The sequence below is a fragment of the Streptomyces sp. NPDC020845 genome (assembly GCF_044334165.1).
In the GTDB taxonomy this organism is placed as follows: Bacteria; Actinomycetota; Actinomycetes; order Streptomycetales; family Streptomycetaceae; genus Streptomyces.
In genome coordinates this window covers 70,285-83,667 of sequence record NZ_JBIRSJ010000012.1, presented here as the reverse complement: position 1 = coordinate 83,667, position 13,383 = coordinate 70,285, and the positions used below count along the sequence as shown (strand labels likewise).

The 13,383-nt window shown below is 69.8% G+C and carries 15 protein-coding genes and 5 tRNA genes; 16 read left to right on the top strand and 4 right to left on the bottom strand.

Features of this window, described 5'->3' with window-relative positions:
- Positions 1-439: 439 nt before the first annotated feature.
- The 8 genes from ACH4U7_RS30985 (at position 440) to ACH4U7_RS30950 (ending at position 3,720) form a co-directional block, all read left to right on the top strand.
- Entirely contained in the window at positions 440-619 is a 180-nt protein-coding gene (locus ACH4U7_RS30985; RefSeq protein WP_089510884.1) for a hypothetical protein, read from the top strand.
- Positions 620-770: 151 nt separating this feature from the next.
- Positions 771-1,565, top strand: coding sequence for a fumarylacetoacetate hydrolase family protein (locus ACH4U7_RS30980; protein ID WP_398531081.1), 795 nt, complete (start codon positions 771-773; stop codon positions 1,563-1,565).
- On the top strand, positions 1,558-3,045 hold the full coding sequence (gene gltX / locus ACH4U7_RS30975; protein WP_398531080.1) for a glutamate--tRNA ligase: 1,488 nt from the start codon (positions 1,558-1,560) through the stop codon (positions 3,043-3,045). Before ACH4U7_RS30980 ends, gltX begins: the two co-directional genes overlap by 8 nt.
- A gap of 199 nt (positions 3,046-3,244) precedes the next feature.
- Positions 3,245-3,316 (top strand) — tRNA-Gln (locus tag ACH4U7_RS30970).
- A 49-nt stretch (positions 3,317-3,365) separates the two neighbouring features.
- A tRNA-Glu gene (locus ACH4U7_RS30965) sits at positions 3,366-3,438 on the top strand.
- A gap of 39 nt (positions 3,439-3,477) precedes the next feature.
- Positions 3,478-3,550, top strand: a tRNA-Glu gene (locus ACH4U7_RS30960).
- A gap of 13 nt (positions 3,551-3,563) precedes the next feature.
- A tRNA-Gln gene (locus ACH4U7_RS30955) sits at positions 3,564-3,635 on the top strand.
- 12 nt (positions 3,636-3,647) lie between these two features.
- Positions 3,648-3,720, top strand: a tRNA-Glu gene (locus ACH4U7_RS30950).
- A 52-nt stretch (positions 3,721-3,772) separates the two neighbouring features.
- Here the strand turns inward: ACH4U7_RS30950 and ACH4U7_RS30945 are convergent.
- A complete protein-coding gene (locus ACH4U7_RS30945) occupies positions 3,773-4,417 on the bottom strand; it encodes a MerR family transcriptional regulator (protein WP_398531335.1) in 645 nt (214 codons plus the stop codon).
- Positions 4,418-4,510: 93 nt separating this feature from the next.
- Here ACH4U7_RS30945 and ACH4U7_RS30940 point away from each other — a divergent pair, with 93 nt between their 5' ends.
- Entirely contained in the window at positions 4,511-5,002 is a 492-nt protein-coding gene (locus tag ACH4U7_RS30940) for a DUF4188 domain-containing protein (protein WP_398531079.1), read from the top strand.
- Between the two features lie 70 nt (positions 5,003-5,072).
- Here ACH4U7_RS30940 and ndgR read toward each other — a convergent pair whose 3' ends face one another.
- The gene (ndgR, locus tag ACH4U7_RS30935) at positions 5,073-5,789 is read right to left on the bottom strand and encodes an IclR family transcriptional regulator NdgR (protein ID WP_089510951.1); all 717 of its coding nucleotides are present in this window, start codon (positions 5,787-5,789) and stop codon (positions 5,073-5,075) included.
- A 141-nt stretch (positions 5,790-5,930) separates the two neighbouring features.
- On the opposite strand from ndgR, the gene leuC reads away from it, so the two are divergent.
- The 4 genes from leuC (at position 5,931) to ACH4U7_RS30915 (ending at position 9,025) form a co-directional block, all read left to right on the top strand.
- On the top strand, positions 5,931-7,361 hold the full coding sequence (leuC, locus tag ACH4U7_RS30930; RefSeq protein ID WP_385624419.1) for a 3-isopropylmalate dehydratase large subunit: 1,431 nt from the start codon (positions 5,931-5,933) through the stop codon (positions 7,359-7,361).
- 6 nt (positions 7,362-7,367) lie between these two features.
- A complete protein-coding gene (gene leuD, locus ACH4U7_RS30925) occupies positions 7,368-7,961 on the top strand; it encodes a 3-isopropylmalate dehydratase small subunit (RefSeq protein ID WP_398531078.1) in 594 nt (197 codons plus the stop codon).
- A gap of 126 nt (positions 7,962-8,087) precedes the next feature.
- Entirely contained in the window at positions 8,088-8,333 is a 246-nt protein-coding gene (locus ACH4U7_RS30920) for a hypothetical protein (protein WP_014176104.1), read from the top strand.
- Between the two features lie 125 nt (positions 8,334-8,458).
- Positions 8,459-9,025, top strand: coding sequence for an HU family DNA-binding protein (locus tag ACH4U7_RS30915; protein ID WP_398531077.1), 567 nt, complete (start codon positions 8,459-8,461; stop codon positions 9,023-9,025).
- A 92-nt stretch (positions 9,026-9,117) separates the two neighbouring features.
- Here the strand turns inward: ACH4U7_RS30915 and ACH4U7_RS30910 are convergent, their stop codons facing one another.
- Entirely contained in the window at positions 9,118-9,330 is a 213-nt protein-coding gene (locus tag ACH4U7_RS30910; RefSeq protein WP_014176102.1) for a hypothetical protein, read from the bottom strand.
- A 218-nt stretch (positions 9,331-9,548) separates the two neighbouring features.
- Positions 9,549-10,205, bottom strand: a complete 657-nt coding sequence (gene cofC, locus ACH4U7_RS30905; RefSeq protein ID WP_398531076.1) for a 2-phospho-L-lactate guanylyltransferase — start codon at positions 10,203-10,205, stop codon at positions 9,549-9,551.
- Between the two features lie 171 nt (positions 10,206-10,376).
- Here cofC and ACH4U7_RS30900 point away from each other — a divergent pair, with 171 nt between their 5' ends.
- The 3 genes from ACH4U7_RS30900 to ACH4U7_RS30890 are packed head-to-tail and all read left to right on the top strand — an operon-like array spanning position 10,377 to position 13,334.
- Complete coding sequence (locus ACH4U7_RS30900; RefSeq protein ID WP_398531075.1) at positions 10,377-11,129, top strand: lysophospholipid acyltransferase family protein; 753 nt, start codon at positions 10,377-10,379, stop codon at positions 11,127-11,129.
- Positions 11,126-12,127, top strand: a complete 1,002-nt coding sequence (locus tag ACH4U7_RS30895) for an NAD(P)H-dependent glycerol-3-phosphate dehydrogenase (protein ID WP_385624407.1) — start codon at positions 11,126-11,128, stop codon at positions 12,125-12,127. Before ACH4U7_RS30900 ends, ACH4U7_RS30895 begins: the two co-directional genes overlap by 4 nt.
- A 34-nt stretch (positions 12,128-12,161) precedes the next feature.
- Positions 12,162-13,334 (top strand): D-alanine--D-alanine ligase family protein, encoded by a 1,173-nt coding sequence (locus tag ACH4U7_RS30890; protein ID WP_398531074.1) that lies wholly within the window; start codon positions 12,162-12,164, stop codon positions 13,332-13,334.
- Positions 13,335-13,383: the final 49 nt, after the last annotated feature.

Below are 13,383 nucleotides of genomic sequence, written 5' to 3'. Positions count from 1 at the left end.
GCCACCGCCGCTCGGCGTCTCCTTCTCCTGGCACCCCCTGCGCGCCGGCTGTGTCTGCGGCGGTTCCGGGAATTCCAGCACAGTGCCGGATGCTGCAACAAGGGCAAGCGAAAATGCTGTGACGGGTGTGACGCTCAGTACGGGATTTATTACCGGACGTAGAAAGCCATCTCGGCGATAACGGACTTTTTCCTGCGAGTTGCCCGCAAACAGCGCGTGTCCGGGTGGCGATGATCAAGATCGGAACGTCAGCTTCGGGGCGGAAATATCCGTTTCGGGAGCTTGGGGTGACTGCCTTTAATGTGGCATTTGCCCGAGGAGTCGTGAGGAAACTCACAAGCCGATCGCGACTTCTTTCCCGGAACGGTGGGCAAAGGGGCCTCTAGCCTGACGCTTTACGCAGCCGGTCAAAACGACAACAACACGAGGCATGACTCACGTGAAGACGACGATGATGTTCCGCACCATAGCCAACCCGCGGCGCACCACGCTGGCGCATCTGAAGGACGCCGACGAGCTGCAGACCGCGGCCGAGGAGCGCCCGGAGCACCCCGTCGAACTCCCGACGCAGACCGCCAACCCCAAGCGCACCATCCTGACCAAGGCGCCCAACAGCTGAGCCGGGGGCCGGAGGGGATCAAGGGGGCCTGCGGGCATCGGAGAACCACTTCGCGGACGAGCGGACAAAATGGGCAGAGGCGCGCGGGTCGCGGAGCGATAGCCTGGAGCGTCAGTCTCCAGCGAGTCCAGTGAAGAGGCAGCAGCTTCCCGTGCGCATTGCCAGGTTCTCCATCGACGGCAACGTCGCCTTCGGCGTGGTCGAGGACGGACCGTCCGCCCAGGACGGCCCTGTGATCGACATCATCAAAGGCCACCCCTTCGCCGAATTCGAGCGTTCGGGCCGGACGGTCCCGCTGAGCGAGGTCCGGCTGCTGCCGCCCGTCCTGCCCAACAAGATCGTCGCAATCGGCCGCAATTACGCCGAGCACGCCGCCGAACTGGGCAATGAGGTCCCCGACGTCCCGGTCGCCTTCTTCAAGCCGTCCACCTCCGTGGTCGGCCCCGGCGACCCGATCGTCTACCCCTCCTTCTCCCAGGAGGTGCACCACGAGGCCGAGCTGGCCGTGGTCATCGGCCGGCTGTGCAAGGAGGTGCCCAGGGAGCGCGTCAAGGACGTGATCCTCGGCTACACCTGCGCCAACGACATCACCGCGCGCGATGTCCAGAAGCGCGAGAAGCAGTGGGCCCGGGCCAAGGGCTTCGACACCTCCTGCCCGCTCGGACCCTGGGTGGAGACCGGCATCGACCCCGCCGACATCAGCGCGGGCCTGGGCATCGGCTGCACCGTCAACGGCCAACAGCGCCAGCTGGGCCGTACGAGTGAGATGGTGCGCCCGATCGAGGACCTGATCGTGCACATCACCGAGGCGATGACGCTGCTCCCAGGCGACGTCGTCCTCACCGGCACCCCGGCGGGCGTCGGACCGCTCAGCGTCGGCGACGAGGTCGCCGTCACCATCGAAGGCATCGGCACTCTCACCAACAAGGTGATCAAGCGTGGCTAGCGCAACCCCCTCCGCTCCCGTGCGGGTACGTTTCTGTCCCTCGCCGACCGGCAACCCTCATGTCGGCCTGGTCCGCACCGCCCTGTTCAACTGGGCCTTCGCCCGGCACCACGGCGGCACCCTGGTCTTCCGTATCGAGGACACCGACGCCGCGCGCGACTCCGAGGAGTCGTACCAGCAGCTCTTGGACGCGATGCGCTGGCTGGGCCTCGACTGGGACGAGGGCCCGGAGATCGGCGGCCCGCACGCTCCGTACCGCCAGTCGCAGCGCATGGACCTCTACCGCGACGTCGCGGAGCGGCTGCAGGAGAGCGGCCACGCGTACCGCTGCTACTGCACCGCCGAGGAGTTGGAGGAGCGCCGCGAGGAGGCCCGCAAGGCCGGCCGGCCCTCCGGCTACGACGGCAAGTGCCGCACCCTGACCGCCGAGCAGCGCACCGCGTACGAGGCCGAGGGCCGCTCGTCCATCGTGCGCTTCCGGATGCCCGACGAGCCGATCACCTTCACCGACCTGGTGCGCGGCGAGCTCACCTTCACGCCGGAGAACGTGACGGACTACGGGATCGTGCGGGCCAACGGCGCCCCTCTCTATACGCTCGTCAACCCGGTTGACGACGCGCTGATGGAGATCACCCATGTGCTGCGCGGCGAGGACCTGCTGTCCTCCACCCCGCGTCAGATCGCGCTCTACCGCGCCCTCGCCGAGATCGGCGTCGGAGGCGGCACCGTGCCCGCCTTCGGCCATCTGCCGTATGTGATGGGCGAGGGCAACAAGAAGCTCTCCAAGCGCGACCCGCAGGCCTCGCTCAACCTCTACCGCGAGCGCGGCTTCCTCCCCGAGGGCCTGCTCAACTACCTCTCCCTGCTGGGCTGGTCGCTGGCGCCCGACCGGGACGTCTTCTCGATGGACGAGCTGGTCGCCGCGTTCGACATCGCCCAGGTGAACGCCAACCCGGCGCGCTTCGACCTCAAGAAGGCCGAGGCGATCAACGCCGACCACATCCGGCAGCTGGATGTGAAGGCGTTCATCGAGGCGTGCGGGCCCTGGCTCAAGGCGCCGCACGCGCCCTGGGCCCCGGATGCCTTCGACTCGGCCGCCTTCGAGGCGCTGGCCCCGCTGGCCCAGACCCGGCTGACGGTCCTGTCCGACATCACCGCGAACGTGGACTTCCTCTTCCTCGCCGAGCCGGTGGAGGACGAGGCGTCCTGGACGAAGGCGATGAAGCCAGGCGCGGACGCCCTGCTCGCCTCGGTCCGTACCCGGCTCGCCGAGGCCGAGTGGGACGCCGAGACCCTGAAGGCCGCGGTCCTGGCGGCCGGTGAGGAGCACGGCCTCAAGCTGGGCAAGGCCCAGGCGCCGGTGCGCGTCGCCGTCACCGGCCGCACGGTCGGTTTGCCGCTGTTCGAGTCCCTGGAGGTGCTGGGCCGCGAGCGCACGCTGGCCCGCGTCGACGCGGCGCTGGCGAAGCTGACGGCGTAGCCGACTCCTCGCGCTCTTCATGCGCGTACGGGGGCGGCCACCGGGTCCCGGTGGCCGCCTCTGCCGTCTGTGGCACGGCGATACTCGTTTTGGTGGCCCGTCCACCATCGGGTAATGTTCTTCCTGCGCCGCTCGGGCGGGCCGACAGGCCGGACCGGGGCGCAAGCCAGACAAAACCCCCAAAAGGGTGGCGTTTTGGTGGGGTATGGTGTAATTGGCAGCACGAGTGATTCTGGTTCACTTAGTCTAGGTTCGAGTCCTGGTACCCCAGCAAGGGATTCTTCGGTTTCTCCCGGAAATCCCTTGATCAGCAGGATCAAGCCCCCGTTGTGTAGCGGCCTAGCACGCTGCCCTCTCAAGGCAGTAGCGCCGGTTCGAATCCGGTCGGGGGTACGGATCTCTTTCGTCTTTCCGAAGATGGAGATCGCTAGGGCCCCCGTTGTGTAGCGGCCTAGCACGCCGCCCTCTCAAGGCGGTAGCGCCGGTTCGAATCCGGTCGGGGGTACTGGTCTATACCATGGGCTATGGTGTAATTGGCAGCACGAGTGATTCTGGTTCATTTAGTCTAGGTTCGAGTCCTGGTAGCCCAGCGCAGTGCTCAAGCCCCCGTTGTGTAGCGGCCTAGCACGCCGCCCTCTCAAGGCGGTAGCGCCGGTTCGAATCCGGTCGGGGGTACATTTCCGAAAGCCCTCCGTGTTTTTCACGGGGGGCTTTCTCTTGCCCGGAATCAGCCCTCGAAGCGGCGGCCGGACTCCTCGGTCTCGGCGAGCCGCCGCAGGGCCAGCAGCACCGGCTCGTACAGCACCGTCAGCGCGACGACCGCCTCGATCCGCTCCGTGGGGGAGCCGCCGTACTTCTCGACCAGATCCAGGTCCGCGACGGCCAGTTCGGCGGCCAGGCGGGCGTGCAGCAGCAGATGGTCGGTCTCGTGCGGATAGCCGAGCCGGGCGAGTGAGGCGATGGCCGCCACCAGCATTCCGTACGCGGGGGAGGTGTCGCCGAGCTCCTGGCCGTACGTCCAACCCAGCCGCTCCAGCAGGGCGTCGACCTGGCGGCGGGCCTCCTCGGTCTCGGGATCGTCCTCGGCGGGCTCGGGGCCGTGCGGCAGCGCCCAGACCGCGGCCCCCATCCGGGTGTTCTGGGACAGCGACTCGTCCTCGGCGGTCTCCAGTACCTCGCGGGCCGTGGCCACCGGCACCCGGCCCACCTGGATCAGCGCCCGCACCAGCCGCAGTCTGCGCAGATGCTCCTCGCCGTACTCGGCCTGGGTGGCGCTGACGCGCTCGCCCGGCGGCAGCAGCCGCTCGCGCAGGTAGTACTTGATCGTCGCGGTGGACACCCCGCTGCGCTCGCTCAACTCCTTGAGACGCATCCACTTGCCTTCCTGGTTGGAGAGTGGCACTATCCAATCATTGGGTAGCGCCGCTATCCAAGATTACGCCTTACGAGGGATGAGGGGATCACCATGGGTGCCAAGCCGATAGCCGGGCGCATGACCGCCGAAGCCGAGGGCGGGGTGACCGTGTTCATGATTGGTATGCGGATCAACCGCCTCCGGGCGCTGCGCAGCTGGTGGCCGGTGTTCCGGGCGATGCCGCGGATGCTGCGCGAGCTGTCGCGGGACAAGGAGAGCGGCATGATGGGCTACCACCTGCTGTTCGGCCCGCCCCGGGTGATCTACCTGGTCCAGTACTGGGAGTCGCACGAGAAGCTGCTGGCATACGCCGTGGACCAGGACAAGGAGCACCGGCCGGCCTGGGCCGCGTTCAACCGGCGGCTGCGGGAGGGCCGGGGCAAGGTCGGCTTCTGGCACGAGACCTTCGTCGTCCCGGCCGGTGCGCACGAGTCCGTCTACATCAACATGCCGGAGTTCGGCCTGGCCAAGGCGCTCGGTGTCATCCCGGTCGGCCGCCGCGGCGACCGGGCGGCCGACCGGCTGGACCTGAAGGGCGCATGACCGCGCGTGCCCCCTCTTTTTCGGCTCGGTTCTCCCTCGGCTACCGCTGGGAGGTGCCCCCGGCCGGGCTTCAGGCGCCGCGGCGCAGTGCGTCCGTCAGGCGTGCGGCCGCGTCGATGACCGCCTGGGCGTGCATCCGCCCCGGGTGCCGGGTCAGCCGCTCGATCGGGCCGGACACCGAGACCGCCGCGACGACGCGGTTGGAGGGGCCTCGTACGGGCGCGGAGACCGAGGCCACGCCGGGCTCCCGCTCGCCGATCGACTGGGCCCAGCCGCGCCGCCGTACGCCCGACAGTGCGGTCGCCGTGAAGCGGGCCCCCTGGAGCCCGCGGTGCAGCCGCTCCGGCTCCTCCCAGGCCATCAGGATCTGGGCCGCGGAGCCGGCCTTCATGGGCAGGGTCGAGCCCACGGGCACGGTGTCCCGCAGTCCGGACAGCCGCTCCGCCGCGGCGACGCAGATGCGCATATCGCCCTGGCGCCGGTAGAGCTGCGCGCTCTCCCCGGTCACGTCCCGCAGATGCGTGAGCACCGGGCCCGCGGTGGCGAGCAGGCGGTCCTCGCCCGCCGAAGCGGCCAGTTCGGCCAGGCGCGGGCCGAGAATGAAGCGTCCCTGCATGTCACGGGCCACCATCCGGTGGTGTTCGAGTGCTACCGCGAGCCGGTGCGCCGTGGGGCGCGCGAGACCGGTCGCCCCGACCAGCCCGGCGAGGGTGGCCGGACCGGACTCCAGAGCGCTCAATACCAGAGCCGCCTTGTCGAGAACGCCGACGCCACTAGAGTTGTCCATGAAACGATATTCGCGTCTCACACTGTGAAACGCAAGTTCATTTTACGAGGCGACGCGCCACTCTGTAATGGCGGGCCCACATACCAGGGCACGCAGTACACACGAGCAGGGCCGGCGACGTTGCCGGCCGGAGGGAAAGCGATGGGACGGACACTCGCGGAGAAGGTCTGGGACGACCACGTCGTCCGGCGCGCCGAAGGCGAGCCCGATCTCCTCTTCATCGATCTGCACCTGCTGCACGAGGTGACCAGCCCGCAGGCCTTCGACGGCCTCCGCAAGGCCGGCCGCCGGGTCCGTCGCACCGACCTCACCATCGCGACCGAGGACCACAACACCCCCACCCTGGACATCGACAAGCCGATCGCCGACCCCGTCTCCCGGGCCCAGTTGGAGACGCTGCGCAAGAACTGCGCGGAGTTCGGCGTGCGGCTGCACCCGCTCGGCGATGTCGAGCAGGGCGTCGTCCACGTGGTGGGCCCCCAGCTGGGACTGACCCAGCCCGGCACCACCGTCGTCTGCGGTGACAGCCACACCTCCACCCATGGAGCCTTCGGCGCGCTCGCGTTCGGCATCGGCACCAGCCAGGTCGAGCATGTGCTGGCCACCCAGACGCTGCCGCTCGCGCCCTTCAAGACCATGGCGATCACGGTCGAGGGCGAGCTGCCCGAGGACGTCACGGCCAAGGACCTGATCCTGGCGATCATCGCGAAGATCGGCACCGGCGGCGGCCAGGGCTATGTGATCGAGTACCGGGGCTCCGCCGTCGAGAAGCTGTCGATGGAAGCCCGGATGACCGTCTGCAACATGTCCATCGAGGCCGGCGCCCGGGCGGGCATGATCGCCCCGGACGAGACCACCTTCGCGTACCTGAAGGGCCGCGCCCACGCCCCCCAGGGCGCCGACTGGGACGCCGCCGTGGAGTACTGGCGCACGCTGCGCACCGACGACGACGCGGTCTTCGACCGCGAGGTGGTCATCGACGCCGCAGAGCTCGCGCCGTTCGTCACCTGGGGCACCAACCCGGGCCAGGGCGCGCCGCTGTCGGCCGCCGTTCCCGACCCCGCCGCCTTCGAGGACGCCAGCGAGAAGTTCGCCGCTGAGAAGGCCCTGGAGTACATGGGTCTGACGGCTGGTCAGGCGCTGCGGGACATCAAGGTCGACACCGTTTTCGTCGGCTCCTGCACCAACGGCCGCATCGAGGACCTGCGCTCCGCCGCCTCGATCCTGTCGGGCCGTTCGGTGGCCGACGGGGTGCGGATGCTGGTCGTCCCCGGCTCCGTACGGGTCGCCCTGCAGGCCGTGGAGGAGGGGCTGGACAAGGTGTTCACCGCGGCCGGCGCCGAGTGGCGGCACGCGGGCTGTTCGATGTGTCTGGGCATGAACCCGGACCAGCTGGCGCCCGGTGAGCGGTCGGCGTCCACCTCCAACCGCAACTTCGAGGGCCGGCAGGGCAAGGGCGGCCGCACCCACCTGGTCTCCCCGCAGGTGGCCGCCGCCACCGCGGTCCTCGGCCATCTGGCCTCGCCCGCCGATCTGTCCGACGCCGACGCAACCGTTCCCGTGGGGGCCTGAGCAGACATGGAAGCATTCACCACGCACACCGGCCGGGCCGTTCCGCTGCGCCGCAGCAACGTGGACACCGACCAGATCATCCCCGCGCACTGGCTCAAGAAGGTCACCCGCGACGGCTTCGAGGACGGGCTGTTCGAGGCCTGGCGCAAGGACGCGGACTTCGTGCTCAACCGGCCCGAGCACAAGGGCGCGACCGTGCTGGTCGCCGGGCCCGACTTCGGCACCGGCTCCTCGCGGGAACACGCGGTGTGGGCGCTGCAGAACTACGGCTTCAAGGCCGTGATCTCCTCGCGTTTCGCCGATATCTTCCGCGGCAACTCCCTCAAGAACGGCCTGCTGACGGTGGTGCTGCCGCAGGAGACCGTGGACCGGCTGTGGAAGCTGATCGAGACCGACCCGTCGGCCGAGGTCACCGTGGACCTGGTCGAGCGCCAGGTTCGGGCCGAGGGCATCACGGCTGATTTTGAGCTTGACGAGAACGCCCGATGGAGGCTTCTGGAAGGGCTGGACGACATCAGTCTCACCCTCCGGCAGGAGGCCGACATCGCCGCGTACGAGGCGCTGCGGCCGACCTTCAAGCCGAGCACGGTTGAGGTCTGAGCCCCCCGGGTCTTCCCTGTACAGAGCATGTTTGACACGATGCGTCGCCGGTCCTCGGGCCGGCGGCGCATCGGCATGTTGAGGCCCCCTGAAGCGACAACTCGCCTCAGATGGCACAATCAGTGCATGGAACGCGACGGCCAACTCGAGCTCTACGGGCTTGTCGCGGACCGGCTCAAGGAAGCGCACACAAGGGTGCGCTCACTGCAAGTCCCGGAGGGCGTACGGATGGCGCTGTCCCGGAAGCTGCTGGTCATCACGGCTGCGGCGAAACACGATCTCGCGGACGCGGCAAGGCGTCTGGAGCGGTTGATGAACGACCTCGACGAGGGACGTTTCCCCCAAGATCCCGACTCCGACGGAAGTCCATGACATCCGAGTGCGTTGCGGCACAAGGGTGATAAGCCCGTTTCGTGTTTGATTTGCGGTATATATCTGCCTAACGTGCGAAAAAGCTTGAACACATTCGTTCTGGCAATGTCTCTGAAGGGGAAGACGTGAACAAGGCGCAGCTCGTAGAAGCGATTGCCGACAAGCTCGGCGGCCGTCAGCAGGCCGCCGAAGCGGTCGACGCGGTACTGGACGCGATGGTCCGTGCGGTCGTCGCCGGGGAGCGAGTTTCGGTCACCGGATTCGGCTCGTTCGAGAAGGTCGAGCGTCCGGCCCGCTACGCCCGCAACCCGCAGACCGGGGAGCGGGTCCGGGTCAAGAAGACCTCGGTGCCCCGTTTCCGCGCGGGTCAGGGGTTCAAGGACCTGGTGAGCGGGTCGAAGAAGCTCCCCCGGGGCGGCGAGGTGGCCGTGAAGAAGGCCCCCAAGGGCAGCCTCCAGGTGGCCGCGAAGAAGGCGGCGGCCAAGAAGGCCGCGGCGAAGAAGGCGGCCCCCGCGGCGAAGAAGGCGGCGGCCAAGAAGGCTCCCGCGAAGGCGGCGGCAGCGAAGAAGGCACCCGCGAAGGCCGCGGCCAAGAAGGTGACGGCGAAGAAGGCGACGGCGAAGAAGGCTCCGGCGAAGAAGGCCCCGGCGCGCAAGACCACCGCCAAGAAGACCACCGCCCGCAAGCGCTGACCAGATGGTCAGCGGCTTACAGCGGCGGTGTCACGCGTCGGGCCGGGCTCCCTGGACGGGCCCGGCCCGCGGTGCGTTCACCCGCGGTGCGTTCAGAAGGTCTGCAGGGTCACCAGCACGATGCGGCGCCCCTCGGGAGTCCCTTCGAGACCTTCCACCTCGATCCGCACCCGCTGCCCGGGCCGCAGCAGCCGCAGCCCCCCGGCGTCGAAGGCCGCCGCGTCGAAGGGCAACGGGGTCCCGTCGTCCAGCAGCACGCTGCCGGCGCGGGTCTCGGGGTCGTACGTGTATGCGGTCGCCTGCATGGGCCCAGCCTAGGGCCTGTCGTCAAAGGGGGCGCCCTGCTCCCGACGCCGCAGTGACATCAGCCGCTACCGCGGCGGGCGGCGCCTCGCCGCGTTGTCGCATCGCCCAAGTACGCCCGGTACGAGGGCGACGCTCCGCCTTGCGAGGTACCGCACCAGACGCCGTTCGCGGCCGGACGCCCCCTTTGACGACAGACCCTGGCGCCGACGTGCGGCGCTCAGTTCTGGGGCGACGGCACGGGCGGCTGGGGCAGGCCCGGGAACGGGTGGCGGAGGGTGTGAGGGCCCACGCCCAAGGCGAGCGCGGCGCGCAGGTCCTCGCCCGTGTCCACGTCGCGCCGTACCGAATCGACGCCCCGCAGCCGTATCTCCCGCGCCCCCGACGCCCGGTGCCGGGCCCGGGAGGGCCCGCCGAACGCGGGGGACAGCTCCACGCCGGGCGCGGCGGCCAGCAGCGTCGTGCCCACTCCCGCCGCATCCGCCAGAAACGCCCGTGGAGCGGCCGAGGCGGCCTCGAGCACCTGCTCGAGCTCCGTCGGCCGCAGGGCCGGGAGATCGGCGTTCAGGGCCGCCACAGCGGCCGTAGGGAGCTGCTGCCGCACGGCCAGGGCGCCCTGCGCGAGCGCCGCGTTCAGACCGCCGCCCGGCGGGTCCGGGAGGATCCGGGCGCCGAGAGCCGAAAGCTTCCGCGCCGCGAGGGGGTCGTCCGTGACGACCGTCACGCCCCGCACGGCCCGGCACGCCAGCGCCGCACCCACCGTGTCCTGCGCGAACGCGAGGGCGAGCCCCGGCCGCAGATCGTCCCCCGCGGTGTCGGCGAGCCTGCTCTTGGCCCGCGACAGGGGCTTCAGCGGCACCACCAGCGTCCACGCCACACGGGCTCCATCGCTTCCCACGGGCCTCATTCTCGCCTGCTGCCTAAGGCGCCGGGCAGGTGCGGGGTTACGGTGTCCTCGACAGACCGGGTACCTGGGGCGACACTTGTGCGGCTGCCAGGACGGCAGCAAAGCCAGCAGGTCAGCGGGTCCAAGAGGAGGATGTTCCGAGTGTCCGGCCGCAGAATCGGCTTCTGGTACCGCATGGCGGCGGTCCTGGTGAAACCGCCGCTCGTGGTCCTCTTCAAGCGGGACTGGCGCGGAATGGAGCACATTCCCGCCCAGGGCGGATTTATCACCGCCATCAACCACAACTCACATCTCGATCCCTTCTCGTACGCCCACTTCCAGTACAACACCGGGCGTATGCCGCGCTTCCTCATCAAGGCCGGCGTCTTCAAGGGCGGCTTCGTCGGCGCCTTCCTGCGCGGGACCTCCCAGATCCCGGTCTACCGGGACTCCACCAACGCGGCCAACGCCTTCCGGGCCGCCGTGGACGCGGTCAACAGGGGCGAATGCGTGGCCTTCTACCCCGAGGGCACCCTCACCCGCGACCCCGCGCTGTGGCCCATGCGCGGCAAGACCGGCGCGGCGCGCGTCGCACTGCTCACCAAGGCGCCGGTGATCCCCGTCGCGCAGTGGGGCGCCAACGAGGCGCTGCCGCCGTACACCAAGAAGCCCCGGTTCTTCCCCCGCAAGACGCTCACGGTGCACGCGGGCCCGCCCGTGGACCTGTCCGCGTACTACGGCAAGGAGCCCACCGCCGAAGTGCTGCGGGCGGCCACCGACGACATCATGGCCGCGGTCGCCGAACTCCTCTCCGAGGTTCGCGGGGAGCCCGCGCCCACCGAGCGCTACGAGTACCGGTCCGGCACGTCCCGCGCCGCCGGGGAACCCCCCGCGGCCGATGAGGAGAGCAAGTGACGCGCTGCGCCGTCTACGGCACCGGCTCCTGGGGCACCGCGTACGCGATGGTGCTCGCCGACGCGGGCTGCGAGGTGACGCTGTGGGGCCGCAGGACCGGCCCCGTGGAGGCCATCAACACCACCCGCACCAACCCCGACTATCTGCCGGGGACCGAGCTCCCGCGGTCGGTGCGGGCCACCACCGACCCGGCGGAGGCGGCCCGCGGCGCCGAGTTCACCGTGCTCGCCGTGCCCTCCCAGACACTGCGCGGCAACCTCGCCGAGTGGGCGCCGCTGCTGCCCGCCGATACCGTGCTCGTCTCGCTGATGAAGGGCGTGGAACTGGGCACCGCCAAGCGGATGAGCGAGGTGATCGAGGAGGTCGCCAAGGCGTCCCCGGAGCGGGTCGCCGTGCTCACCGGGCCCAACCTGGCCAAGGAGATCGCCGCCCGCCAGCCCGCCGCCTCGGTCGTCGCCTGCCGCGACGAGGACGTGGCGCGCCGCCTCCAGGCCGCCTGCCACACCCCGTACTTCCGCCCGTACACCAACACCGACGTGGTCGGCTGCGAGCTCGGCGGCGCGGTCAAGAACGTCATCGCGCTCGCCGTGGGCATCGCCGACGGCATGGGGCTCGGCGACAACACCAAGGCGTCGCTGATCACCCGGGGCCTGGCCGAAACGACCCGGCTGGGGCTGGCCATGGGCGCCGACGCGCACACCTTCGCGGGCCTGGCGGGCATGGGCGACCTGGTCGCCACCTGCTCCTCGCCGCTGTCCCGCAACCACACCTTCGGCACCAACCTCGGCCGCGGCATGACCCTGGAAGAGACCATCGCGGCCACCAAGCAGACCGCGGAGGGCGTCAAGTCGTGTGAGTCCGTGCTCGATCTCGCCCGGCGGCACGACGTCGACATGCCGATCACCGAGACGGTGGTGAGCATCGTCCACGACGGCAAACCGCCCCTGGTGGCGCTGAAAGAGCTGATGTCGCGCAGCGCCAAGCCCGAGCGGCACTGACGGGCGCCGGACCGCAAGGTAACCTCAACGCGTTATGAGCAGCCAGAGCCCCGCCCCCAGCCCTGTCCCGCCCCCCTCCGAAGGGGAGCCGAGGAAGCTGCGCGTCGCCGTCGTCTTCGGCGGCCGCAGCTCCGAGCACACCATCTCGGTGGTCACCGCAGGCGCGGTGCTGCGCGCCATCGACCGCGAGAAGTACGACGTGCTGCCGATCGGGATCACAGGGGACGGGCGTTGGGCGCTGACCGCCGACGAGCCCGACCGGATGGCCATCGAGGGCCGGGAGCTGCCCAGCGTCGAGGGCCTCGCCGAGTCCGACGAGGGCTCGGTCCTGCTCCCGGTCGACCAGGGCAACCGCGAGGTCGTCTACACCGAGCCGGGCGGGGTGCCCAAGGCGCTCGGCGAGGTCGACGTGGTCTTCCCCATGCTGCACGGCCCCTATGGCGAGGACGGCACCCTTCAGGGGCTGCTCGAACTGTCCGGCGTGCCCTATGTGGGCGCGGGCGTACTCGCCTCCGCCGTCGGCATGGACAAGGAGTACATGAAGCGGGTGTTCGTCTCCTTCGGGCTTCCCGTCGGCCCGTACGAGGTGATCCGCCCCCGCGAATGGGACAAGGACCCGGCCGCCGCCCGGAAGAAGATCGTCGATTTCGCCGGCGAGCACGGCTGGCCGGTCTTCGTGAAGCCCGCGCGCGCGGGCTCGTCCATCGGCATCTCCAAGGTCGACGACATCTCCGGCCTGGAGGAGGCGATCGAGGAGGCGCGGCGTCACGACCCGAAGATCGTCGTCGAGGCGCTGCTGCGCGGCCGCGAGATCGAATGCGGGGTGCTGGAGTTCGAGGACGGCCCGCGGGCCAGCGTGCCGGCCGAGATCCCGCCGGTCTCCACCCACGACTTCTACGACTTCGAGGCGAAGTACATCGACTCGGCGGACGGTGTGGTGCCCGCGCCGCTCACCGAGGAGCAGACCGAGCGAGTGCGGGAGCTGGCGGTGCGGGCGTTCGAGGCGACGTCCTGCGAGGGCCTGGTCCGCGCGGACTTCTTCCTGCTGGACAGCGGCGAATTCGTGATCAACGAGATCAACACCATGCCCGGCTTCACGCCCATCTCGATGTACCCGCGGATGTGGCAGGAGAGCGGGGTCAGCTACCCCGAACTGGTGGACCGGCTCATCCAGGCCGCCCTGCGCCGCCCGACGGGGCTGCGCTAGAGCCGGCCGACGGTGCCATGGCCCCGGGCGGCGCGCCCGGGGCGGGTCT